This is a genomic window from Arthrobacter sp. TJ-266 (genome assembly GCF_058269115.1).
Genome location: NZ_JBZCNC010000003.1, coordinates 431874 through 455300, shown reverse-complemented (window position 1 = coordinate 455300; position 23427 = coordinate 431874). Strand labels below are relative to the sequence as shown.

Annotated in this window: 20 protein-coding genes; 9 read left to right on the top strand and 11 right to left on the bottom strand. The window is 68.2% G+C overall.

All coding sequences use genetic code 11. The features are described 5' to 3' along the window. Positions 1-20 precede the first annotated feature (20 nt). Complete coding sequence (locus AC4D12_RS10770) at positions 21-1478, top strand: aldehyde dehydrogenase family protein (RefSeq protein ID WP_490949913.1); 1458 nt, start codon at positions 21-23, stop codon at positions 1476-1478. 285 nt (positions 1479-1763) lie between these two features. Here AC4D12_RS10770 and AC4D12_RS10765 read toward each other — a convergent pair whose 3' ends face one another. Genes AC4D12_RS10765 through AC4D12_RS10750 form a run of 4 tightly spaced genes read right to left on the bottom strand, consistent with a single transcriptional unit; the run spans position 1764 to position 6423 of the window. Beyond that, a complete protein-coding gene (locus AC4D12_RS10765) occupies positions 1764-2345 on the bottom strand; it encodes a YdeI/OmpD-associated family protein (protein WP_490949912.1) in 582 nt (193 codons plus the stop codon). Between the two features lie 23 nt (positions 2346-2368). Continuing rightward, a complete protein-coding gene (locus AC4D12_RS10760; RefSeq protein WP_490949911.1) occupies positions 2369-3811 on the bottom strand; it encodes a phytoene desaturase family protein in 1443 nt (480 codons plus the stop codon). Further along, positions 3808-4935, bottom strand: a complete 1128-nt coding sequence (locus AC4D12_RS10755; protein WP_490949910.1) for a lipid II:glycine glycyltransferase FemX — start codon at positions 4933-4935, stop codon at positions 3808-3810. The genes AC4D12_RS10760 and AC4D12_RS10755 overlap by 4 nt, the downstream gene beginning before the upstream one ends. Before the next feature lie 48 nt (positions 4936-4983). After that, positions 4984-6423, bottom strand: coding sequence for a glycosyltransferase family 87 protein (locus tag AC4D12_RS10750; RefSeq protein ID WP_490949909.1), 1440 nt, complete (start codon positions 6421-6423; stop codon positions 4984-4986). Positions 6424-6608: 185 nt separating this feature from the next. On the opposite strand from AC4D12_RS10750, the gene AC4D12_RS10745 reads away from it, so the two are divergent. Then, the gene (locus AC4D12_RS10745) at positions 6609-7694 is read left to right on the top strand and encodes an inositol-3-phosphate synthase (RefSeq protein ID WP_490949908.1); all 1086 of its coding nucleotides are present in this window, start codon (positions 6609-6611) and stop codon (positions 7692-7694) included. Between the two features lie 69 nt (positions 7695-7763). Here AC4D12_RS10745 and AC4D12_RS10740 read toward each other — a convergent pair whose 3' ends face one another. Beyond that, positions 7764-8384 carry a MerR family transcriptional regulator gene (locus AC4D12_RS10740; RefSeq protein ID WP_490949907.1) on the bottom strand — a complete coding sequence of 207 codons (621 nt, stop codon included), beginning with the start codon at positions 8382-8384 and terminating at the stop codon, positions 7764-7766. A 92-nt stretch (positions 8385-8476) separates the two neighbouring features. On the opposite strand from AC4D12_RS10740, the gene AC4D12_RS10735 reads away from it, so the two are divergent. Continuing rightward, the gene (locus AC4D12_RS10735; protein WP_490949906.1) at positions 8477-8965 is read left to right on the top strand and encodes a DUF2306 domain-containing protein; all 489 of its coding nucleotides are present in this window, start codon (positions 8477-8479) and stop codon (positions 8963-8965) included. Positions 8966-8980: 15 nt separating this feature from the next. On the opposite strand, the gene AC4D12_RS10730 is transcribed toward AC4D12_RS10735, so the two are convergent. The 6 genes from AC4D12_RS10730 to AC4D12_RS10705 all read right to left on the bottom strand — a co-directional run bounded on the left by AC4D12_RS10730 (position 8981) and on the right by AC4D12_RS10705 (position 15815). Continuing rightward, the gene (locus tag AC4D12_RS10730; RefSeq protein ID WP_490949905.1) at positions 8981-10648 is read right to left on the bottom strand and encodes a formate--tetrahydrofolate ligase; all 1668 of its coding nucleotides are present in this window, start codon (positions 10646-10648) and stop codon (positions 8981-8983) included. Between the two features lie 25 nt (positions 10649-10673). Beyond that, complete coding sequence (locus AC4D12_RS10725; protein ID WP_490949904.1) at positions 10674-11444, bottom strand: phosphatase; 771 nt, start codon at positions 11442-11444, stop codon at positions 10674-10676. Positions 11445-11475: 31 nt separating this feature from the next. Beyond that, positions 11476-12723, bottom strand: coding sequence for a D-inositol-3-phosphate glycosyltransferase (gene mshA / locus AC4D12_RS10720; protein ID WP_490949903.1), 1248 nt, complete (start codon positions 12721-12723; stop codon positions 11476-11478). Positions 12724-13021: 298 nt separating this feature from the next. Continuing rightward, on the bottom strand, positions 13022-13339 hold the full coding sequence (locus AC4D12_RS10715; protein WP_490949902.1) for a hypothetical protein: 318 nt from the start codon (positions 13337-13339) through the stop codon (positions 13022-13024). 386 nt (positions 13340-13725) lie between these two features. Beyond that, entirely contained in the window at positions 13726-14376 is a 651-nt protein-coding gene (locus AC4D12_RS10710) for a histidine phosphatase family protein (protein WP_490949901.1), read from the bottom strand. Then, positions 14373-15815, bottom strand: coding sequence for a CCA tRNA nucleotidyltransferase (locus tag AC4D12_RS10705; RefSeq protein ID WP_490949900.1), 1443 nt, complete (start codon positions 15813-15815; stop codon positions 14373-14375). Before AC4D12_RS10705 ends, AC4D12_RS10710 begins: the two co-directional genes overlap by 4 nt. Before the next feature lie 142 nt (positions 15816-15957). On the opposite strand from AC4D12_RS10705, the gene AC4D12_RS10700 reads away from it, so the two are divergent. The 6 genes from AC4D12_RS10700 (at position 15958) to AC4D12_RS10675 (ending at position 22634) form a co-directional block, all read left to right on the top strand. After that, on the top strand, positions 15958-16488 hold the full coding sequence (locus AC4D12_RS10700) for an NUDIX hydrolase (protein ID WP_490949899.1): 531 nt from the start codon (positions 15958-15960) through the stop codon (positions 16486-16488). A gap of 72 nt (positions 16489-16560) precedes the next feature. Further along, a complete protein-coding gene (gene murJ, locus AC4D12_RS10695; RefSeq protein ID WP_490949898.1) occupies positions 16561-18300 on the top strand; it encodes a murein biosynthesis integral membrane protein MurJ in 1740 nt (579 codons plus the stop codon). 75 nt (positions 18301-18375) lie between these two features. Next, positions 18376-19944 (top strand): ABC transporter substrate-binding protein, encoded by a 1569-nt coding sequence (locus AC4D12_RS10690; RefSeq protein WP_490949897.1) that lies wholly within the window; start codon positions 18376-18378, stop codon positions 19942-19944. Positions 19945-20156: 212 nt separating this feature from the next. Further along, positions 20157-21149: a thioredoxin-disulfide reductase gene (gene trxB / locus AC4D12_RS10685; RefSeq protein WP_490950131.1), complete on the top strand. Its 993-nt coding sequence runs from the start codon at positions 20157-20159 to the stop codon at positions 21147-21149. Between the two features lie 25 nt (positions 21150-21174). Further along, positions 21175-21501: a thioredoxin gene (trxA, locus tag AC4D12_RS10680; protein WP_490949896.1), complete on the top strand. Its 327-nt coding sequence runs from the start codon at positions 21175-21177 to the stop codon at positions 21499-21501. A 935-nt stretch (positions 21502-22436) separates the two neighbouring features. After that, positions 22437-22634 carry a hypothetical protein gene (locus AC4D12_RS10675; RefSeq protein ID WP_490949895.1) on the top strand — a complete coding sequence of 66 codons (198 nt, stop codon included), beginning with the start codon at positions 22437-22439 and terminating at the stop codon, positions 22632-22634. Positions 22635-23427: the final 793 nt, after the last annotated feature.

Genomic DNA, 23427 nt, shown 5'->3' with positions numbered 1-23427 from the left:
GAAACACCTAGGAGATGACGATGACGTTCTTCGACACCGATCACTGGACCGGCAAGCTCTACTCGGGCGGCTGGACGACCGGCAGCGGCGGCACCGCGGAGATCCGCGAACCCGCCACGGGCGGCACGCTCGGTACCTACGGCGTCGCCACGGGCGACGACGTCGCCACCGCGAGCGCACGCGCCGCTGCGGCCCAGCCCGCGTGGGCGGCGCTTCCCTTCGAGGCGAAGGCCGCCATCTTCCGCCGCGCCGGAGCCCTGATCGAGGAGCACGCGGGCATCGCCGCCGAGTGGCTCATGCGCGAGGCCGGGTCCGGGCAGGGCAAGGCCGGCTTCGAGGCCCACCTCGTCGCGGCCGAGTTCTACTCCGCCGCGTCCCTCGTAGAGGCTCCCTACGGGCAGCTCCTGCGCTCCGGCAAACCGCGCCTGTCCATGGCGCGGCGCCTGCCCGTCGGCACCGTGGGCGTGATCTCGCCCTTCAACTTCCCGATGATCCTCTCCAGCCGCTCCGTGGCGCCGGCCCTCGCGGCGGGGAACGCCGTGATCCTGAAGCCGGATCCGCGCACCGCCGTCTCCGGCGGGCTCCTCCTCGCCGCGGTCCTCGAGGCCGCAGGCCTCCCCGAGGGTCTCTTCCACGTGCTGCCCGGCGGGGCTGACGTCGGTGTGGCTCTCGTCGACGCCCCGAGCGTCCGCGTCATCTCCTTCACGGGATCGACGGCGGCGGGCCGCACGGTCGGCGAGGCTGCCGCGCGACAGCTCAAGCGGGCGCACCTCGAACTCGGTGGCAACAACGCGTTGATCGTGCTCGACGACGTCGACCTCGCCCACGCCGTCTCCGCGGGAGCCTGGGGATCGTTCCTCCATCAGGGCCAGATCTGCATGACGACGGGCCGCCACCTGGTGCACGCCGGCATCTACGACGAGTACGTGGAGCGGCTCTCGGCCACCGCGAACAACCTTCCCGTCGGGAACCCGACCACGGGCGCTCCGCTCGGCCCGATCATCAACGAGGCGCAGCGTGACCACGTGCACCGGCTCGTGACGTCCTCGGTGGACGCGGGCGCCCGCCTCGCGGCAGGAGGTACCTACGACGGGCTGTTCTACCGGCCCACGGTGCTGGCCGATTCCGCCCCGGACCATCCGGGCTTCGCGGAGGAGATCTTCGGCCCGGTGGCACCCGTGCTCTCCTTCGAGAGCATCGACGAGGCCGTGGAGATCGTGCGGCGCAGCGAGTACGGTCTCTCCCTCGGCATCCTCACGCGCGACGTCATGAAGGGTCTCTCGATCGCAGACCGCATCCCCACGGGCATCGTGCACATCAACGACCAGACGGTCGACGACGAATCGGTGGCCCCGTTCGGTGGAGTGGGCGCTTCGGGGACGGGCGCACGGTTCGGGGGCGTCGAGGCGAACCTCGACGCCTTCACCGAGACGCAATGGGTGACCATGCAGGGGGACATCGCCAGGTACCCGTTCTGACGCATGCCCGGGCCGCACCGCAGTGGGCTTGAGGGTAACCAGAACTGCTCCGGAGAGTGGACGAGGGGTACAGGGCGCACACTGGGGGGTAGGCAACAAAAAGATCCTGGACGTGTCCGCGTTCTTTCGTTGAGTACATCGAGGCGCTTGCGCGGACATGGGTTCTCGTCCGGGGTCAAGAAGTCGGCTCCGGGCGGAGAATGCGCCCGCCACCCTCGACACCTCTGCTGCTCCAGTCAGCCCCCGGTCACCTCCCTCGTTCAGCGCCCCTGTTCAGCTCCCCGCTCAGCTCCCCGGGAGGCGTTCACCGCGCGCCCCGAGATCCGCCATGGTCCTGATCCGCTTGCTTCTCGTGCCCGGGGTCTTCGCGAGCTTGATCCACCGCAGTGTGAAGCGCGTGCTCGCCGGCGGAATGGTCGCGAAATACTCCGCCGCCCCGGGCCTGGCGGCGAGCGTCTCGGCGAGATCCTCCGGAACCACGAGGTCGTCGACGTCATCCATGAACGTCCACAGCCCGCTGGCCCTGCCCTCCTCGACAGACCTGAGCCCGGCCGCGTGCATGCGCCCCTCCTCGGTCAGGACGGCGACCCGCTCCTTGTAACTGCGGGCCCAGTGCTGTGCCCGGCGTGGAGTGATCAGCTGGATGGTCCGCTCGTCGTCGAGCTTCCGCGCCACGCCGTCGATCCACCCGAAGCACAGCAGCTCGTCGAGCACCTCGGACTTCGAGACGTACCGCGACCCGGCGTGCTTCTTGAAGGTGACCACCCAGACGCCCGCCTCTTGGCCGTGGTGCTCGGTCAACCAGGCGCGGAGCTCCGCTGCGGACTCCACCTGGACCTTGTCGAAACGTCCGGTCCCCACGGCCATGCGAGCCTCCCCGATCCGTCGGGTCAGAGTCCCAGAGCGGGCACGCTCAATCCGAACTCGCGCTTCAGCGCAAGCTTCGCAGCGTTGAAGCCGGCCATGCCGTGCACTCCCGGCCCGGGCGGGGTCGACTGCGAGCACAGGTACACACCCTTGATCGGCGTGGCCCAGGGCTGGAGGGAGGGCACCGGGCGGGCAATGATCTGGCGCAGGTTGACCGCTCCGCTGCTGAAGTCCCCGCCCACGTAGTTGGCGTTGTAACGCTCGAGCTCCGCCGCCGTCGTCGTGTGACTCTGCACCACGACGTCCCGGAAGCCGGGCGCGAACCGCTCGATCTGCGCGGTCACCGCCTCCGCCATGTCCCGGGTGGAGCCCTTCGGCACGTGGCAGTACGTCCACAACGTGTGCCGGCCCTCGGGTGCGCGCGTCGGGTCGAACTGCGACGGTTGGGAGAGCAGCACGTAGGGGCTCTCGGGGTGCCTGCCCTGATTGACCTCCTTCTCGCCGGCGGCGATCTCCTCGCGGGTTCCGCCGAGATGGGCCGTACCGGCCCTGTGCAGCTCCGGATGGGCCCACGGCACGGGCCTGGAGAGGATGAAGTCCACCTTGCAGGCGGCGTTGCCGTAGGTGAAGGTGCTCAGCGCGGCGCGGTAGGCCGAAGGGAGGCGCCCGCGTGACATCGTCTCGAAGTTCTTCGGTGCCACGTCGAGGAGGACGGCCCGCGCGCCCGACACCTCGGCGAGCGAGTCGATCCTCGACGCCGTCACCACCTCGCCGCCGTGCTGTACGAGATCGAGGGCGAGGGCGTCCGCGATCGACTGCGACCCACCGACCGGGATGGGCCAGCCCACGGTGTGCGCGAGCAGATTCAGCACCAGGCCCGCGCCGGCGCCCGTCAGGGACGGCAGCGTACCGACCGGGTGCGCCATCACACCGGTGACGAGCGCACGGGCCTCATCCGTGCGGAAGCGCCGGTTCCAGGTCGGCAGCCCCTGGTCGAGCACGGCCAGCGCGAACCGGACCGCGGCCTCGGGCCGCTTCGGGATGCGGACCACGTGGTTGAGCGTGAAGGCGAGGACGTCCTGTTCGCGGTCGCTGAGGGGCTCCACCAGGCGACGGTACGCGTCGCCGTCCACACCGAGGCCCTCCACGGTGCGCTCCATGCTGCGGTAGGCGATGCCTGCCCGGGCGTCGTCGAGGGGGTGCGCGAAGGAGACCTCCGGCACCGCGAAGCCGATGCGTCGGCTGAGTTCGAAGGCGCGGAAGAAGGGCGAGGCCAGCGCCATCGGGTGCACCGCGGAACAGAAGTCGTGCAGGTGGTCCTGCTGCATGAGCTCGAGGGAGCGTGAGCCACCACCGAGCGTGTCGGCCGCCTCGTGGACGCGGACGGACAGACCGGCCCGCGCCATCACGACGGCGGCCGCGAGGCCGTTCGGTCCGGCACCGACCACCTCGACGTCGGGCGTCACGACGGCGTCCCGTCCGACGCCGGCCCTGTGGACGCCGGGACGGGAGCGGGCCGTCTCCGCGCCCGTGTCAGGAGCTTCCTCTGGGCGGCCCGCACCGTCCTCAGAGTGCCCGGCAGGGTGCGGCGCGCGCCGAGGAGGGCCGCGACGGCGGCGTACCGCACGGGATCGAGGGGGATGTCGTACGTCGTGGGGACCACCACCACGTTCTTCGAGAAGTTCCGCTTGAACGTGGTCACGTTCGCGAGGCCGGGGTAGTTCTCGCTGACGATCCCGGTCAGGCCGCACGCGGTGTTGCCGGCGGTCTTCAGGGCGCGGAAGGCCTCCCACAGCAGCAGATAGGGAGCGAAGGTCGCGCGTGCCTCCACCGTGCTGCCCGCGAAGTAGTACACCGAGTAGCCGCGGTACTCGGTGGTGATGAGCCAGCTCAGCGGACGGCCGTCCTGGTAGGCCACCAGGAGTCGCAGGTGGTCGCCGAGGACCGTCAGCAAGGTCTCGTAGTAACGGGAGTCGAAGGGTGAGAAGCCGTCCCGTTCCGCGGTCTCCTGCATGATCGGGTACAGCTCGTCGGCGAAGACCCTCGTCCATTCCGGACGGGGAATAGTTCTGATCTCGACGCCGTTCCGCTGCGCCCGGCGGATGCTGTTGCGCGCGTTCGGCCTGAAGCTCTTGAGCAGATCCCCCTCGCTGGGAGTGAGATCCACGACGATCTCGCGCTCGTACCAGCCGTGCTCGATCGGCCCGGTGGCCGGAAGCTGCATCAGCGCGACCTGCATCCGGACGTACAGCGGATGAAGGGACTTCTCCGCTGCGAACTGCTCACGGATGGTGGTCATCAACGTCCGCTCGGCCGCGGGCGTGCGATCGGCGAACCACACGGGTCCGTTGACCACGACGACCGATTCGCGCAGCCGCCTGACCACGTGGACGAAGCTGGCAGTCGCGACCAGCGCACCCGTGCGGTCCGTGTAGGCCCAGATCCCGAGGGGGGTCCGCCCGAGGGCGTGTTCGAACTCCACCCAGTCAGGCGTCTGTTCGATCGGGATCACAACATCGGGATGCTCGTCCGCGAGGGCGTCGAAGGCGCTCCGTGAGAGCTGCGTGAAGGTGAAGGACGGTGCTGGCACAGGTGTCTTCCGCTGGTCGTCGGGGGAGTCTGGTGGCGTGCAGCAAGCCTAGCCGAGGCTCATGCGCGGGCGCCTCGCCAGCGTGAACACGTCGGCCGCACGGTCGAAGGGGCCACCCTGCGGATCGTCCTGTCCGTCGGCGCGGACCACATCGTGCTCGGGCGCGAGAATCTCCCGCACCACCACAGCCATGATCCATGCCGTTGAAAGAATATGAGCAAGCACCGACAGCGCATAGACGCCGAGGCCCACGTTGTTCTCCGGCGGACCGCCGCCGGTCAGGCCGCCGAGGTACATCCACACCGCCCACCAGTGCAGCACCTGGACGAACTGCCACATGAGGACGGTCCGCCACCGGGGCAGCACGAGCGCGATCAGCGGCAGGAGCCAGAGGGCGTACTGCGGTGAATACACCTTGTTGCACAGGACGAACGCGCCCACGATCAGCAGTGCGAGCTGCGCGAGCCGGGGCCGCCGTCGGGCCCCGAGAGCCAGCAGCGCGATGGCCGCACAGGCGAGGAGAAAAAGTATGCCGCCGGCGGTATTGATCAGCGCGGGCGAGAGCTCGGCCGCGCCGAGACGCTCCGCGTAGGCGTTGTAGACGTACCAGACGGAGGAGAACCCTGCGGGGCGGTCCTCCGTGAAGGTCAGGAAGTACCCCCAGCTCTCGGAGTCCCGGACTGCGAACGGAACATTGACTGCCAGCCAGGCGCCCGCGGCACCCAGCCCTGCGAGAACCAACGGTCGGTATCTGCCGGTCCGGATCGCGAGGACCACCACCGCGCCGAGGAGCAGCACCGGGTAGAGCTTGACGGCGGCGCCGAGGCCCCAGAGTGCACCGGCGAGCACGGGCCGCTCCCGGGCGAAGGCCAGGAGACCGGCGCTCGCCAGCAGTACGGCCCAGAGATCCCAGTTGATGGTGCCGGAGAGGATGATCACCGGAGCCGTGGCGACGATCGCCGCATCCCAGGGGCGCCCGCGCGCCAGCCGGAGGGTGATCAGGGCCGTCAGGATCCAGACGCCGGCGAGCAGGACGGCGTTGACGTCGAAATACAGCAGGGACGCCGCCGCCGGATCTGCGCCATCGGTGAGCAGACCCACCAGCAGGGCGGTACCCGACGCGAGGAGGCCCAGCAGCACGGGGTACTCGAAGAGGGCGCCGGGCGTGATGAACGGGAGGCTGCCGTCGGCGAAGCCCCGCGACTGGTAGAGCTCGGTCCAGTCCGAGTAGCAGGCTCTGTAGAAGTACGTGGGGGCGGACCAGCCCTCCTCCCGGCAGGGGTTCTTGACCACGACCGCGAGGACGGCCGAGAGGACGGTGAGGAGGATGATCACGCGGGGAACGGTGAACCATCGCGGAGACGTGCGGCCCGGCTCGATGTGGCGCCCATGCGGCCCACCCACACCTTCCGTCAGGGCGCTGAGCAGCGGGTCCTCCCTGCTCGGTACGTGATGGGCGCCGTCGCGCCGGCCGTCGTCCGAGGTCATGCATCGAGCCTATCCGCAGGGCCGAGCCGGCCGGCCGGTGTGTCCACGGCTGAGCCGTCCGTACCGGGCGAGGAATGCACCATGCGACGCCTGCGTTGTGCAATGAACGTAGACTGGTCCTTTCTGCCAGCCGCGCTTCGGGCGATGACGGTCGAGGCATATTCATCAGGCATTCGAGGAGAACCGTGGGACAGAACCCCATTCGCGTGGCAATCATTGGAGTCGGCAACTGCGCCGCGTCGCTGGTGCAGGGCGTGCACTACTACCGCGACGCCGATCCATCCGCGGTGATCCCCGGCCTGATGCATGTCGAATTCGGCAAGTACCACGTGGGCGACGTCCAGTTCGTCGCGGCGTTCGACGTCGACGGCAAGAAGGTGGGCCACGATCTCGCCGAGGCGATCGGTGCCAGCGAGAACAACACCATCAAGATCGCCGATGTCCCGCCGACCGGCGTGATCGTGCAGCGCGGCCACACCCTCGACGGCCTCGGCAAGTACTACCGCGAGACCATCGTCGAGTCCGACGAGGAGCCCGTCGACATCGTCGCGCAGCTGAAGGCTTCCAAGGCCGATGTCCTCGTCTGCTACCTGCCGGTCGGCTCGGACCATGCGGCCAAGTACTACGCCCAGTGCGCCATCGATGCGGGCGTCGCGTTCGTCAACGCCCTGCCCGTCTTCATCGCCGGCACGAAGGAGTGGGCCGACAAGTTCACGGAGGCCGGCGTGCCGATCGTCGGGGACGACATCAAGAGCCAGATCGGCGCCACCATCACCCACCGCGTCATGGCGAAGCTCTTCGAGGACCGCGGGGTGACCCTGGACCGCACGTACCAGCTGAACGTCGGCGGCAACATGGACTTCAAGAACATGCTGGAGCGCGAGCGCCTCGAGTCGAAGAAGATCTCGAAGACGCAGGCCGTCACCTCGAACGTCAAGGCGCACCTGCACGCCGATGACGTGCACATCGGACCTTCCGACTACGTGGCCTGGCTGGACGACCGCAAGTGGGCCTTCGTGCGCCTCGAGGGCCGCAACTTCGGGGACGCCCCGGTGTCTCTCGAGTACAAGCTCGAGGTGTGGGACTCCCCGAACTCTGCCGGCGTGATCATCGACGCCATCCGTGCCGCGAAGATCGCGCTCGATCGCGGCATCGGCGGGCCCATCCTCTCGGCATCGAGCTACTTCATGAAGTCGCCGCCGGAGCAGTACGCGGACGACATCGCCCACGAGAAGGTCGAAGCCTTCATCCGCGGCGACCTCGACCGCTAGCACCTCTCCTCCGGAAGGCCGGGACGACGTCGTCCCGGCCTTCCGTGCGTCCGGCTCCGGACGCGTGCGTCATGGTGCGCCGTAGCGCCTGATGGATCTGCTGGCCTGTGCCAGCGCGATCACCGACAGGATGAGCTGGTTGTGCATGTGCATCCCGACGGCCGCCGTGAGGATGACGTCCTCGATGGTCTCCCGTTCGTCGGTGACCGCGAGCTGAGCGGCCGCGATGGCGTCGGCGGCCCGGCCGTAGGCCTCCAGCACGCCGTCGTCTGTTGACACCCCCAGCTCGCGCATCGCCTCGAGATGCCGGTCCACGGCGGTGCGGGCCTGACTGCTCACGTCGGGCCACCCCATCGCCCGAACCAGCGCGTCGCCGTCCTCGGACGCCGGAGCAGGGGCGCCGTCGAAGCCCAGCACCACCGACTGCACCGTGCCGAGGAGCGCGAGCCGACGGTCCGGGGTCAGGTCGGCGCCGTCGGCCGCGTCGATGATGCGCCTGATGTCCTCGAGCCCGAGGCCGATCACCGTTCGGAGCCCCTGGATGAGGCGCAGGCGCCGCACATGGACGTCGCCGTACCGCGCCCTCGTCGGATGGATGGACTCTCCCGGCTGGAGCAGTCCCTCGCGGAGGTAGAACTTGATGCTCGCCGGGCTCGTGCCGGTCTCCTCGCTCAGCTCACCGAGTCTCATCCCGCACCCCTTCCCTCCGGCGTCGTCGGATAGCTGACGGCGCCTGCACTCTCCTGATGTCCATTACAGGATAGTGCAACTATCCTTTCTCCATGGCCTGGAACCCGCTCCTCGTGTCCCACATAATCGCCGCCCTCGCGGCACTGTTGATCGCACCCGTCAACGGGTTACGCCGCCGCCGTGACCGGACCCACCGCCTGCTCGGGCGCGTCTGGGTGGGCGCCATGCTGTACGTCTGCGTGAGCAGCTTCGGCATCGTGACCGACAGTCACTTCAGCTGGCTGCACGGCCTGTCGGCCCTGACGCTGGTCACGGTGATCCTCGGCGTGGTCGCCGCGCGCCGGCGCAACCTCCGCGGCCATGTGATGAACATGGTGGGCAGCTACCTCGGACTCCTGATCGCGTTCTTCTTCGCCGCGCTGGTCCCGTCGCGGACCATCCCGCGACTCCTCGCGGATGACCCGATGACGGCCGTCGTCGTCGGGCTCCTCGTGGTCGGCGCGGTGGCGGCTCTGGTCGCGGCGCTGCTGCCGAGGTCACGGCGAGCCACGGCCTCCGCGACCGTCATGGAGGAGCCGTGATGGAGGAGGGGACGCTCAGAAGAGCCCGACGGCGTGCCCTCCGGCGTCCACGTCCATGCGGAGCGCGGCGGGCTCGCGTGGCAGGCCGGGCATCGTCATGACATTCCCGGTGAGGGCGACGACGAACCCGGCGCCCGTCTTCGGGATGAGATCACGCACCTGCAGGGTGAAGCCCGTCGGCGCACCCAGCAGGGAGGCGTCATCGGAGAAGGAGTACTGCGTCTTGGCCATGCACACCGGGAGGTCGGACCAGCCGTTCGCCTCGATCTCGCGGAGCTTCCGGCGTGCTGTGGAGGAGAAGTCGACACCGTCGGCGCCGTAGATCTCCCGCGCGATGGTCCCGATCTTCTCCTCGATCGACTGGTCCAGCGGGTAGAGGTGCCGGAACCCTGTGGGTCGGTCGAGCGCGGCGAGCACGGCAGCCGCGAGGTCGTCGCCGCCCGGTCCGCCACCACCCTGCCCCCACACGTCGGCCACGGCGGCGTCGATGCCCTCGCCGGCGCACCACGCGAGCAGCCAGTCGAGTTCGGCGTCCGAATCATGGGTGAAGCGGTTGACCGCGACCACGGGCCGGATGCCGAACTTCTCGATGTTCCGCACGTGGCGGAGGAGGTTCGCCGTCCCGTCCTGCAGCGCGGGGAGATTTTCCCCGGCGAGATCGGCCTTGTCCACGCCGCCGTGCATCTTGAGCGCGCGGACCGTGGCCACGATGACCACGGCGTCGGGGGCGAGATCGGCCGAGCGGGCCTTGATGTCCATGAACTTCTCGGCGCCCAGGTCCGCACCGAAGCCGGCCTCCGTGACCACGATCTCCGCGAGACGCTGGGCCGTGCGAGTCGCGATCACGGAGTTGCAGCCGTGTGCGATGTTCGCGAAGGGTCCGCCGTGGACCAGCGCGGGCGTCCCGGCGATGGTCTGGACGAGGTTGGGCTTGACCGCGTCCTTGAGCAGCAGCGTCAGGGCCCCCGCGACGCCGAGGTCATCGACCGTCAGCGGACGGCGGTCGAAGGTGTACCCGAACGTGATCGCGCCGAGCCTCGCCCGCAGGTCGTCGAGGTCCGCGGCCAGGCAGAAGACGGCCATCACCTCCGAGGCGACCGTGATGTCGAAGCCGTCCTGGCGCGGGGTGCCCTGCGTGGGACCGCCGAGCCCGATCACCACCTCACGGAGGGCTCGGTCGTTGACGTCGAGCACCCGCTTGAAGGTGATGCGTCGAGGGTCGATACCGAGCGCGTTGCCCTGGTGGATGTGGTTGTCGATCAGTGCGGCGAGCGCGTTGTTCGCGGAGGTGATGGCGTGGAAGTCGCCCGTGAAGTGCAGGTTGATCTCGTCCATGGGCAGCACCTGGGAGTAGCCGCCACCGGTGGCCCCGCCCTTCATGCCGAGCACGGGCCCCAGCGAGGGCTCCCGCAGGGCCACCAGGACGCGCTTGCCCGCACGTGCGAGGGAATCGGCCAGCCCCACGGTGCAGGTGGACTTCCCCTCCCCGGCCGGTGTGGGGCTCATGGCGCTGACGAGCACGATCCGGCCGCGGGCACCGCCGGTCTCCGGCAGCAGGTGCGGATCGATCTTCGCCTTGAAGCGCCCGTACAGCTCCAGTGATTCACGTGGAACACCGGCGGCGGCGGCGATGTCCTCGATGGGCCTGATGGTCGCGGCGCGGGCTATCTCGAGGTCGCTCATCCTGAGAACCTATCAGCGGTGCCGCTCAGGTCAGGGGCAGGCCGGCCCTGTCGAGCACGTACCGGACCAGCGGGTCGTACAGGCCCGGGCACACGTTGTCGTCGAGGGGCACGGCCACCTCGAGGTGGCCCTGCGCCTCCGAGACGAACAGTCCCGGGTCGTTGCAGTCCGCGAACCCGAGGGTGGGCAGACCCACCGCCGCTGCGTGGCCGGCCCAGCCGTGGTCCGCGACCACGAGGTCCGGCAGTGCCTGCCCGTCCGCGACGAGCGAGTCGAGGCTGAGGCGCATCGGCTCGGGGAAGTGCGTGTGCATGAGGCCGCCGTGCTGATGCCAGACCAGTACCCCGAAGATCTGCCGGATGTCCCCCTCGCGGAAGCGGCGTCCCTCCGGCACGCGGACCGCCTTCGCGCCCACCTGCGTCACCGACCGCGCGAAGGCGGCGTGGACGGGCAGCAGGCCGGCGGGATGACCGGTGGCGAAGAGGATGCGCTCCTGACGGTGCGCGGAGGCACCGAGGCGGTCGGCGAAGCGGTCGAGTGCCGCAACGCAGGTGGCCGCATCGATGGTGTCCTGGCCCTCCACGTGGTCGCGGTCGGGGCTGGTCCCCACGCGCTCGTGCATGAGGTCGAAGACGTCGTCGTACGTCCACGCGCGCGTGAGCTCCACGCCGAACTCGAGGTTCTCGTTGCCCTCGAGGAACTGCCGCATGTGCTGGAGGTTGTTCTCCCGCGGCGTCGCCACCTCACCGGTGATGTGGACGGAATCGAGGTACGCGGCGAGCTCGGTGGGTGTCACGCCTCCATCCTAGGCGGGGCGCCGTGCCGCCTCAGTGTGCAGCGGCCGTGGGGAAACGGTCGACGGCGGTGCGATAGCTCTGGGCGGTGAGCAGCGCGGTGCGCTGCCACCCGAAGGCGAGCGCGTGCGTCGCAGCGCCACGCCCCAGGGTGTTCCGAAGCAGGGTGTCGTCATGCAGCCGTTCCAGGGCCGACGCCCACGCTGCCGCTGTATGGCCCTCGACCAGGAGGCCGCTGCGTCCGTCGCTGATGGCCTGCGGGAGACCGCCGACGTTCGCCGCCAGGACGGGGGTTCCGCACGCCTGGGCCTCGAGGGCCACCAGTCCGAAGGATTCGCTGAAGGACGGCATGACGACGACGTCGGCCGCCCTGAACCAGTGCGCCAGGTGCGCCGGGGTGACCGGCGGGTACAAGCGGATCTCGTCGCGCAGCCCCGCTTCCTCGATGAGCGGCTGGAGCGCGAGGGCCTTCGAGCCGCTGCCGGACCCGAGGATGCTCACGGCCAGCGGGATGTCGGGGCGGCGCCGCTTGAGTTCCGCCGCGGCGGCGACCAGCACCTGGGGGCCCTTGAGCTTCTGGATGCGCCCGGCGAAGACGACGTGGAACTGTCGGGGCGCCACGCCCAGCGCTATGCGGGCGGCGCCCCGGTTCCCGGGGTTGAAGGTGGCGAGGTCCACGCCGGGCGCGACGACGTCGACCCGGTTGGGCTCGGCACCGTAGTGCGTCACGAGCTCGGACGCCTCGGTGCTCGTGTTCGCGATGAAGCGCGACGCACCGCGGACGATCTCCTGTTCGCCGATGACGCGCTCCTCCGGCTCGGGCGTCGCGATGGCTTTCATCCGGAGGTTCTTGACCCTCGCCATGGTGTGCATCGAGTGCACGAGCGGCAGGTTCATCTCACGGCTCAGCGTCAGGCCCACGGTCCCGGAGACCCAGTAGTGGGAGTGGAGCACGTCGAAGTGCCCGTTCGCGAGGAGATCGGCCACATCGGTGATCGCGTCGGTCAGCGTCTCCCGCAGGCCCGGGAGCGCTTCCTTCGGGATGGGGCGTGGCGGGCCGGCGTCGAGGTGGTGCACCACCACGCCGTCCGCGAGCACCTCGCGGTCCGGCCGGCCTGCGCCCGCCTCCCGCGTGAAGATCTCGACGTCGATCCCGACGCGCGCGAGCTCGAGGGCCGTGCTCCTGATGTAGACGTTCATGCCGCCGGCGTCGCCGGCTCCCGGCTGCTCGAGCGGGGAGGTATGCAGGGACAGCATGGCCACGCGCTTGACGCCGGACACACTCGCTCCCTTCCGACCGGCTGCGGGGTGGGCCGGTCGAGTGACCACACGACCCTATAACGTGGCGCTCCCACGCCTCATTCCTCGGTGCCGCCTCCGCGATCGGCGGAGGACCGGCATCGAGGCACCGGCCCCGGAACGGCGGAAGCCCGCGCCGGGCGGCGCGGGCTTCGCACGGGGTGTCCTCAGGGACATCATGTCCTCCTGATGCAGGGCGGTCCGGACGTACCGGATGACCGTCGTCGCCGGGATCGCTGATCTGATCGCCGGTCTCGGGCAGCCGTGTGCGCTCGGGTGGTCACTTGATCTGGAGGGTGTGCTGCGGCAGCCTGAGGTCGGCCGGACGGCCGTCGCGCTGGGCCTCGGCCCTGGACAGGACGAGCCCCCAGAGGGCGACGCTCCGGCGCCACCTCGCGAGCATCCGCTGCACCTCCTTCCGATGCTGGAAGCCGGGCATGGGGCCGGCCGCAGGGTCGCGCAGCTCGTCCACGGTGCCCACGGGAGTGAGATACCCACTCATGATGAATTCGCCGGTGGCGCGGAGATCGGGCGGCTGTGATTGGTCAGGAGGATTGATCTCCTGAAGGGGGGCGGAATTGACGTGCGAAGCGGGCATGACGAATCTTTCGAATGACGCGCGGAGAAGCGCAGAGAACAAGAAGCCGCTGAACGGCGGAAAAGGAGCAGGAAGTCGCGCAGGGGCGCGGGATGAGCGAGGAGCTGGCCGGCCGGTGCCGGTGCGCGAACTTCCTAGTGCGTACGGATGATGAAGGCGGGATTGGCGCCGCGGGCAAAGGCTCCGCTGAGCATGGTATTCACAATCTCCACCTCCAATTCATCGGGAACTCGCACAGTCCTGCGTGCCGGCGTCGACCTCATGTTGGGAAGCCCCAATGGCACAAGAACAAAGCTACCCCAGGAACGGGCGGTGCGTACACCCCTGCGCGGCCGAATTCCGGAATTGTTTCGGCGTCATTCGACGATTCTCGAGAAGAAGGTGTGTCAAAGATTCCAGTGGACGATCGCGGGAGTCCGCTTGTCCCACCCCAGGGCACAGACGGCCGCCGTGCCGAGCACGAACCTGCGACCCTCGATCCCACCGAACTGCAGCCACCGCGCTGCGACGATGCGGAGGAAGTGACCGTGGGCCACCAGCAGTGCGTTCTGCACGGGAGCGGCACCGGGGTCGCGGTCCTCGGGAGTGCCACAGCCCGCCTGCACCCGGGCGATCACGCGATCGGCCCGCTCCGACACCTGGCCGAGGGTCTCGCCGTTCGGCGCGCCGTCGTTCCAAATCAGGTACCCGGGATTGTCACGGCGTACGGCCGCGCTCTCCAGCCCTTCGTTGTCGCCGTAGTCCCACTCGTGGGCGAAGGGCAGCACCTCGGCCTCCGGGAAGCCCGCGAGTTCCGCCGTCCGCACGGCGCGCTGCAGCGGCGAGGTGAGCACCAGGTCGAACGGCACGCCCGCGAGATGCTCCCGCGCGGCGAGCGCCTGCTCCTCGCCGTGCGGCGTCAGCGGCAGGTCGGTCAGGCCCGTGTAGCGGCCGTCCCTGGACCATTCGGTCTCGCCGTGCCTGAGGAGCCACAGCTTGGGCAGCGGAGTGCCCGCAGGGGTGGTGTCTGGCGCCGCGGCGCCGGTCATGGGTCTCATGGGGTCTCCTGCGCTTCGGGCTGCTCGGTCCACCATCGGCGGAGTTTCGCCTCCGCCTCGTCCGGTTCGTGTGGGCCGTGCTCCATGCGCTCCTCCAGCAGGAACCGGTAGGCGCGGCCCACGGCCGGGCCTGGGCGGATCCCGAGGAGCGCCATGATCTGCTCACCGTCGAGGTCCGGGCGGATCGACGCGAGTTCCTCCTGCTCCGCGAGCGCGGCGATCCGCTCCTCGAGGTCGTCGTACGCGAAGGCGAGGCGCTCGGCCTTCCGCCGGTTCCTCGTGGTGACGTCGGAGCGTGTCAGGCGGTGGAGCCGCTCGAGGAGGGGGCCGGCGTCGCTGACGTACCTGCGCACGGCGGAATCGGTCCACCCGGCCTCGCCGTACCCGTAGAACCGCATGTGCAGCTCCACGAGCCGGGCCACGGCCTTGATGGTGTCGTTGTCGAAACGCAGGGAGCGCAGGCGCTTGGTGGTGAGCTTCGCGCCCACCGCGTCATGGTGCCGGAAGCTGACGGCTCCGCCGGGCTCGAACCGGCGTGTGGCGGGCTTGCCGATGTCGTGCAGGAGGGCGGCGAGCCGCAGCACCACGTCGGGGCCCGGCACGGCGCCGTCGCTCCTCGTCTCCAGCGCGCAGGCCTGGCGCAGCACGGTGAGGGAATGCTGGTAGACGTCCTTGTGGCGGTGGTGCTCGTCGGACTCGAGCCGTAGGGCGGAGACCTCGGGCAGCACGTGGTCGGCGAGGCCCGTGGCGACCATCACGTCGATCCCGGCGTCGGGCGCCGCGCCCTCGATGAGCTTCACCAGCTCGTCCCGCACCCGCTCCGCCGAGATGATGCTGATCCGCTCGGCCATCGCCGTCATCGCCTCCGACACCTCGGGCGCCACCTCCACGCCCAGCTGCGAGACGAAACGCGCGGCGCGCATCATGCGCAGGGGGTCGTCGGAGAAGGACGACGACGGCGTACCGGGCGTGCGCAGCACACCCGCGTGCAGGTCGCGCACACCTCCGAACAGGTCCACGAGCTCCAGTGAGGGCAGGCGCAGCGCCATCGCGTTGATGGTGAAGTCGCGGCGGAGGAGGTCGTCCTCGAGGTTCGTGCCGAAGGAGACGGCGGGCTTCCGGGACTCCGGATCGTAGGCCTCGGCTCGGTACGTCGTGATCTCGATCTGGTGCTCGCCCTTGCGCAGCCCGATGGTCCCGAAGGCCCTGCCGATCTCCCAGTGCGCGTCCGCCCACCCCTTGATCACGGCGAGCGTGCGGTCGGGGTCGGCGTCCGTGGTGAAGTCCAGATCCGGTGACACCCGGCCGAGGAAGAGGTCCCTCACGGGCCCGCCCACGAGGGACAGCTCGTGACCCGCCGCGGCGAAGAGCTGACCCACCTCGAGGACCACGGGGGGTAGGGGTGCGGTGAGGGTGGAGGTGTCCAGCAGGTGCGCCATAGTCCTCCAAGGGTGCCAGATCGGGCCCTGTTTCCCACACCGGACGTGTGCCCGGAGCGGGCCGTACAAGGCGTTGCGGGAGTGCCGTTCCGGGGTTCCGTACCGTTAAGGCGTCCCGGGAAAGATCGTTAGAGTGGTCTGCATGGACCGACCCGTTCCAAGTGCACCGAAACGCACCCCGTTGACAGTGTCAATGGGAACCACGGGTATGCCTGCCGTGCACCACCAGTTACCCACGGTGGAGGAGGTGTCGGCCGGCGGGATCGTCGTGGACACCGCCCGGGACACGCTCGACGTCGCCATCATCGCCCGGCTGAACCGTGGCGGTCGCCTCGAGTGGTGCCTCCCCAAGGGCCACCCGGAGGGCTCGGAGAACAGCGAGCAGGCGGCCGTCCGCGAGATCGCCGAGGAGACCGGCATCGAGGGCAGGATCGTCACCGCCCTCGGCAGCATCGACTACTGGTTCACGGTGAGTGGCCACCGCGTGCACAAGACGGTCCACCATTTCCTGCTCATCAGCACCGGCGGGTTCCTCACCATCGAGAACGATCCCGATCACGAGGCCGTGGACGTCGCCTGGGTGCCGCTGCACGAGCTCGGCCGCCGGTTGTCCTTCCCCAACGAGCGGCGTATCGCCGACCTCGCGCGCGAGGTCCTGCCCGAACACCTCTAGGCAGCGCGTCGGGGCGGTGTGTGCGGGCCCGGCTCGCGCCGTCGTCGCCCGCCGGGTGAGACGATGGGAACGATGTCTGACACGAACACCGCCTCCATCCCCTCGCAGGACGCCGGACGAGCCGCACCCTCACCGGCGGCATCCGCACCCGGTCCGACGACGAGCGGATCGACCGCACGCTCGAGTGCGATCATGGCCGCGGGCACGCTGCTCTCACGCATCCTCGGTCTCGTCCGCGTCGCCCTCCTCGCGACGGCCATCGGTGCCTCCGGGCAGGTGTCGGACCTCTTCACCTCGGCGAACACCCTGCCGAACTTCATCTACCTGATGCTCGCGGGCGGCGTGTTCAACGCCGTGCTCGTGCCGCAGATCATCAGGGCCAGCAGGCAGCAGGACCGCGGGGCGGACTACGTCAGCCGGCTGCTCACGCTCGCTGCCGCGGCCCTCCTCGTCCTCACCGTGCTCGCGACACTCGCCGCCCCGGTGATCGTGTCCCTGACGACGGGTTTCACGGGCGCCAACCTCACCTTGACCACGGTCTTCGCCTACTGGTGCCTCCCGCAGATCTTCTTCTACGGCATCTACGCCGTGATCGGACAGATCCTCAACGCCAACGGCTCCTTCGGTCCCTACATGTGGGCACCCGTGGTCAACAACATCGTGTCGATCGCCTTCCTGGTGCTCTTCATCGTGCTCATCGGGGGCGAGCAGGCGGAAAGGCACAGCCCGGACACCTGGACCCTGACCCAGACCCTGCTGCTGGCCGGTGGCACCACGCTCGGCATCGTGATGCAGGCGCTCGTCCTGATCGTCCCGCTCAAGCGCCTGAAGCTGGGCCTGCGCCCGAGATTCGGTGTGCGCGGAACGGGCCTCGGCCGGACGGGCCGACTCGCCTCGGTCACGATCGTCACCATGCTGATCGGCAACGGTCTCTACCTCGTGAACCTGCGTGTCGCCACCAGTGCCGCGGATGCGCGCCAGAGGTTCCTCGCACAGGACCCGCCCGTGGAGATCGCAGGATGGACCAACCTCGAGATCGGGGCGATGGTGTACCAACTGCCGCACGCCGTGATCGCCCTGTCCCTGGCCACGGTGATGTTCAACCAGCTCTCCTCCGCGCACGCGGACGGCGACCTGGCCGCCGTCCGGGCCACGCTCTCCGAGGGCCTGCGCATCATCGGCGTCGCCACCGTGTTCGGCGCGGCGGCCCTGCTCACGTTCGCGGGCCCCCTCGGCATGCTGTTCAGCGAGTCTCCCGAGATCGCGGCCATCAATGGTGTGGTCATCGCGATCCTCGCCGTGGGAGCGCCGTTCCTCAGCGCCAACTTCTTCCTCAATCGCGTCTTCTACGCCAGTGAGGACGTGAGGACGCCGCTGAAGATCCAGCTCATCCTGTCCGTCGTCGGCGTGGTGCTCGCACTGATCGCGGGCATGTTCGACCCCCGCCTGATCGTGCCGCTGCTCGCTGTCGCCTACTCCGTCGGGAATGCGATCGCCGTCGTCGTCAGTCATGTCTTCCTCACGCGCTCCATCGGTTCCTACGGCGCCGGGCACGTCTTCGACGTCCATGTGAAGCTGGCTCTCGCAGGGATCGTCGCCGCGATCGCGGGGAGCGCGCTGTGCTGGTCCTTCGGCGGGTACGAGATCGAGGGCTTCCTGTGGGAGTCGAAACTGAACGCCGTCGTCGTCCTCGCCCTCGGCGGAGTGGTCATGATGCTGGTGTACCTCCTGATGCTGAAGCTGCTCCGCGTGACCGAACTGAGCGAGTTCCTGCGGCCCTTCACCGCGAGATTCCGCCGGAGTGGCGCCTGACGCAGGCGCCCGGCATTGCGCCGATCGACCGGTAGCATGGGGAGAAATCAGCCAGGTGTCGCCGGGGAGGAACACGTGCCAGAAGCAGTAGACGTCGGTTCGGTGCTGGGCGGCCGTTACAAGGTGACCGCCTACGTGCTGGCATCTGCTGAGAAGGATCTCGTGCTCGACGGCGTGGATCAGGTGCTCAACCGGCCCGTCAGCATCCTCGTCGCGGCCGCCGGCAATGCCTCGCAGGTCGCCACGAGCGCGCGGGAGCTCGCCACGGGTGACCGCGACAGCAGAATCCAGGTCCTCGATCTCGGCATCACCGATAGCGGAACCTACCTCGTCACCAATCGCGCTCCCGCGGTGGACATGCTGGACCTCATCGTCCAGCAGGAGGCCCGCCGTGAGGATGCGCCGTACATCGAGCCGTTCTTCACCGACACCCTCGGCTCCGAGATCTTCGGCCGCCCGCGGTCCTCGGAGCCCGAGACGTACGACGACGACGAGGAGTACGAGGACCACGAGCGCCCCCGGCGGTCGCGCCTCGGTGGTTTCTCACGCCGGTTCGGGCGGCACTCGTCCTCAGCGGACGGGCGGGATGACGACCTGCAGGACGACGACACCTCGGGGCTGCCGCCGGTCGTCGCCGGTCCCGTGCCCCGATCTTCCTCCCACACGGTCCCACCGCCGCCCGCGCACAGGCCCGGCGGAGCGTCCGCAGCAGCGCCCGGCGGCGGGTCACGTGACGACCGGCAGAACCACGAGCGCCGCCGGCACGACGACGGTGACCGCCGCAGCGCTGCCGCCGTCGGTGCCGCCGGCGTCGCGGGTGCCGCGGCTGCCGCTTCGCACCAGCCCGAACGCGCCGCCGCCCGCTTCCCGCTCTCGGGCGGACGCGACAACGACACCTATCGCACGCCCGACGATGCCGACGTGTACGACGGCGACGAGTACGACGACACCGACAACCCGTCAGGGGGTCGCACGTTCACCCGTGTGCTCGTGGGGGTCGTCATGGCCATCGTGCTCGTCGTGGCCGTGTTCGCTGCGGCAACGCAACTGAGCACCATCTCCGGCGGCACACAGGTGGCCGATGGCGGGGGGGCCACCGAGCAGGTCACCACCGAAGCGCCCGAGGACACCGCTCCGCCCGCCGCGCCCACGGCCAGCGCTGAGCCGACCCCCGAGGCAGTCACACCCGTGGTCACAGGTATCTCGCGGCTCGTGCCGCAGAACCCCGGGCTCGATGCCGCCAATGACACCACACTGCCCCTGATCATCGACGGCAACCCGTCCACCTTCTGGGGTAATCAGGTCTATGCCAGTGAGACCTTCGGTGGACTCGCGACGAATCTCGCTCTCGTCGTGCAGCTCGAGGAGGAGTCCACCGTCTCATCGGTGAGCATCGCCCAGCTCAACGGATCCGGCGGCTCGTTCTCCGTGCTGGTCAATGACCAGCCGACGCTCGAGGGCGCAGAGCAGATCGCCCAGGGCGGCTTCACGGCGCCCACGGTCACCCTGCCCATCCCTGACGGCGCGGACGGGCCCCGGACGGGTCGGTACGTGATCGTCAACTTCACGCAGCTCCCACGCCTGTCCAACATCCAGGCGCAGTATCCCTTCGGCCTACGGATCGCGGAGATCACCGTCGAGTGATGCGGACACGCACCTCCGGGCAACCCTTGCCTTGAGGAGATGCAGGCGGAATAAGCATCTGCACGGCACCGTTGTGGGGAGTGTTCGCGGCTCCGCCCAGCATGGGCTGCGCAGCGTATGACAAGACAGAAAGGTCTTTCGAGAACGTGACAACGAACACCGAAGTCCCAGTCGAGGTCCCCACGACCGACGGGCCCGATGCCGGGACCACGATCCACGACGTGATCATCGTGGGTTCCGGTCCGTCCGGCTACACCGCAGCCGTGTACACGGCGCGCGCGAATCTGAAGCCCGTGATGATCGCCAGCTCGGTCAAGGCGGGCGGTGAGCTGATGAACACCACCGACGTCGAGAACTACCCGGGCTTCCCCGAGGGCGTACTCGGCCCCGATCTGATGGATCAGTTCGAGAAGCAGGCGCGGCGCTTCGGCACGGAGATCCTCTACGAGGACGTCGTCTCCGCGGACCTGTCCGGCGACATCAAGAAGCTGACCATCGCCACGGGCGAGGTGTTCCTGGCCCGCTCCGTGATCATCTCCACCGGCTCCGAGTACCGCGAGATCGGGCTCGACGACGAAAAGCGTCTGTCAGGTCACGGTGTGAGCTGGTGTGCCACGTGCGACGGCTTCTTCTTCCGGGATCAGGACATCGCCGTGGTCGGCGGCGGCGATTCCGCGATGGAGGAGGCACTCTTCCTCACGAAGTTCGCGCGCTCCGTCACCGTCATCCACCGACGGGACTCCCTGCGCGCCTCGAAGATCATGCAGGACCGCGCATTCGCCCACGAGAAGATCCGATTCCTGTGGAACGCGGAGGTCGTGGGTATCCACGGCGCCGAGAAGGTCTCCGGACTGACCGTGGCGAGCACCGTGGACGGCACCACGAGTGACATAGCGGTGACAGGCATTTTCGTTGCTATAGGCAACGATCCTCGCGTCGATCTCGTGAAGGACCAGCTCGAACTGACCAGTGAGGGCACGATCGCCGTTCAGGGGCGTACGTCGAAGACCTCGATTCCCGGCGTGTTCGCCGCGGGCGACGTCATCGACCCGACCTACCGCCAGGCGATCACCGCGTCGGGGAGCGGCTGTGTCGCAGCCCTCGACGTGGAGCACTACCTGGCTGACACCGTGCCCTCGTCCGAGACAGCTGCGCGCGTCCCCACCCCGCCCGCAGAAGCAGTCTCCGAAATAGCTTCCCTCTGATTCAGCAACCGCAAGGAGTAATGCCATGAGCAACGCAAAAGATGTGACCGACGCGTCCTTCGACGCCGATGTCCTGCAGGCACAGAAGCCGGTCATCGTCGATTTCTGGGCGGAGTGGTGTGGCCCCTGCCGCATGCTGTCCCCGATCCTCGATGACATCGCAGCCGAGCACGCGGAGAAGATCGACGTCGTGAAGGTCAACGTCGACGACAACCCCGCCATCGCCGCGAAGTACGGAATCACCTCGATTCCTGCGGTGTACGTCTTCAAGGGCGGCGAGGTCGCGGCGAAGTCCATCGGTGCCAAGCCCAAGCAGGTCCTCGAGCAGGAGTTCGCAGCCTTCATCGCTTGATTCAAACAGCTCGACCTGCGCGCGGGTCCCACGAAGAGCCCGTCGGCCATGCGGACGGGCTCTTCCTGTAAGCCGAACCGCATGCATGATCGGCGTCGACGAGTGCGTCGACGCCTGAGAACGGCCGTGAGGTGAAGGCGCGGACGCCCCGCGTCGGGTCCGCGGCGGAACTAGCGCGATGGTTCGACCAGCGCGTCGGTTTCACGTGGAACAGCTCAGTGCCCAATCAAAACGTTGCTCTCCCGCCGGTCACCGGAACCAAGCGCCATACAGTGGTCGTGTAGGGCACACCCACAGAGCCCACTCGTGTTGAGAGACGCATCACGGAAAGCACGCCTAGCCGGACCACCGGTGAAGAGATCGTGACTCTGGGGCGACCATAGAACAGCAGAAGCGACAAAGCCGGGCAAAGCCAGGAAATCTGCAAGGAATCTCCTGACTACGAGGGTTGCCGCTGGTATGACGTGCGCATCCGAGCCGGTACGTGGTGGGCATCCGACGAGTACAGAAGTCGGCTGCCGCTCTGAGGACGGAGCAAGCCGGACAACGAAACGGCCGGGTCGCCGCCGCCAGAGAGACCGCATATCTGTCGCTACCTGCCACCCGCGAGAATTCGAAGGGCCGGTCCAATAATTGCCTTTACGCCTTCCTCTGCAGGACTGCACGGCATTGACGATGCCTCTCCGCTAACGGGCGCTGGCATCGTTCTCGCCAGAAGTACAGGACAACCGAAAAATAGTCGCCACCGTACGGAGCAGTTTCACGTAAAACACAGCCCATGGCCAGCCGGTCATCAGCGTACGGCGACCTACCAGGACCGCGTAGCTGAGGAACACTCCTAATTACACAACTGCGTCCAGCCGGCGCGTGGGTCATCAGCAGGGCGAGACCACACCTACGCTCCTTGCTCATTTCACTCCTGAAACGTTCTAGTCGTGGTTTCCGTTCTCGTACTGATCTTCGTTCTCGCTCTGGTCCTCGTTCAGGTTCCGGATTCCGGTGACGACATGCAGCTCGGTAGCCGCACCGATGAAGCCGTGCAACAGAGAATCGACCCTTTTACCGCCGTCAATGTGTTCAAGCCTGCACCCGACGTCCTTGACCCGCTGCCAGGCGGCATCTCCCGCCGCTAGTAAGGACGATCTGACAACATATGCATAGCGAGTTTCACGTGAAACCGTACGACGCTGCACGTGGTAGGCGAACGGTCACTGACAAGAAAAGAATGCCCGCCGCCAGGATTAGACGTGGCGCGAGACGTGGCGCGTTACGTGACGGCGGACGATTCGGGTGCCTCCTCTGGCAAGCACCGGCGCTCATCACAGCTCGTCCTGCGCGCGACGGGAACCTCAACTCGCTCAACCGTTCAGATCTTTAGTGCCTACAACGGCCGCAGCGGGCCACATCTGTCGCTCGCACCACGTGAGAAACTTCCAATCGGTGATCCGCCGCCGTCCGAGGAGTAGAAATCAGGGGTTTCACGTGAAACGGGAAGAAGGATCAACGCGTTCCTACGAGGCGCTGTGCGAAGTTGCCATCGACAACTCAGCCAAGCTGGAACAATCTCAAGCCAAAACGTTGCCTGTACGTCCGGGCTCATTGAACGATCACCAGTTCAGTTTGAATCGCCGGCTGAACGCTGCGCTCAATCGATCCGTGATCTGCGCATCGTCCTCGCAGCTCCCTGTGGAGTTACCACCACATTCGAGAAGCTCATGTGCTCGCACGAATCGCCGCCGCACTCGTCTATCTCGATCGCGGGCGAAAGTTCCGACCACTAAACTTCTGCGCTGGCGCCGTGTTTCACGTGAAACCCCCTGACACGCTGGCTACAACTCTCGAGTGACCGATCAGCCAAACCCTTCGGCTTCACTCGCTTGGGATTCTGACCTCAGGAGGCTGCCGCACCCTCTAATCACGCCGGTA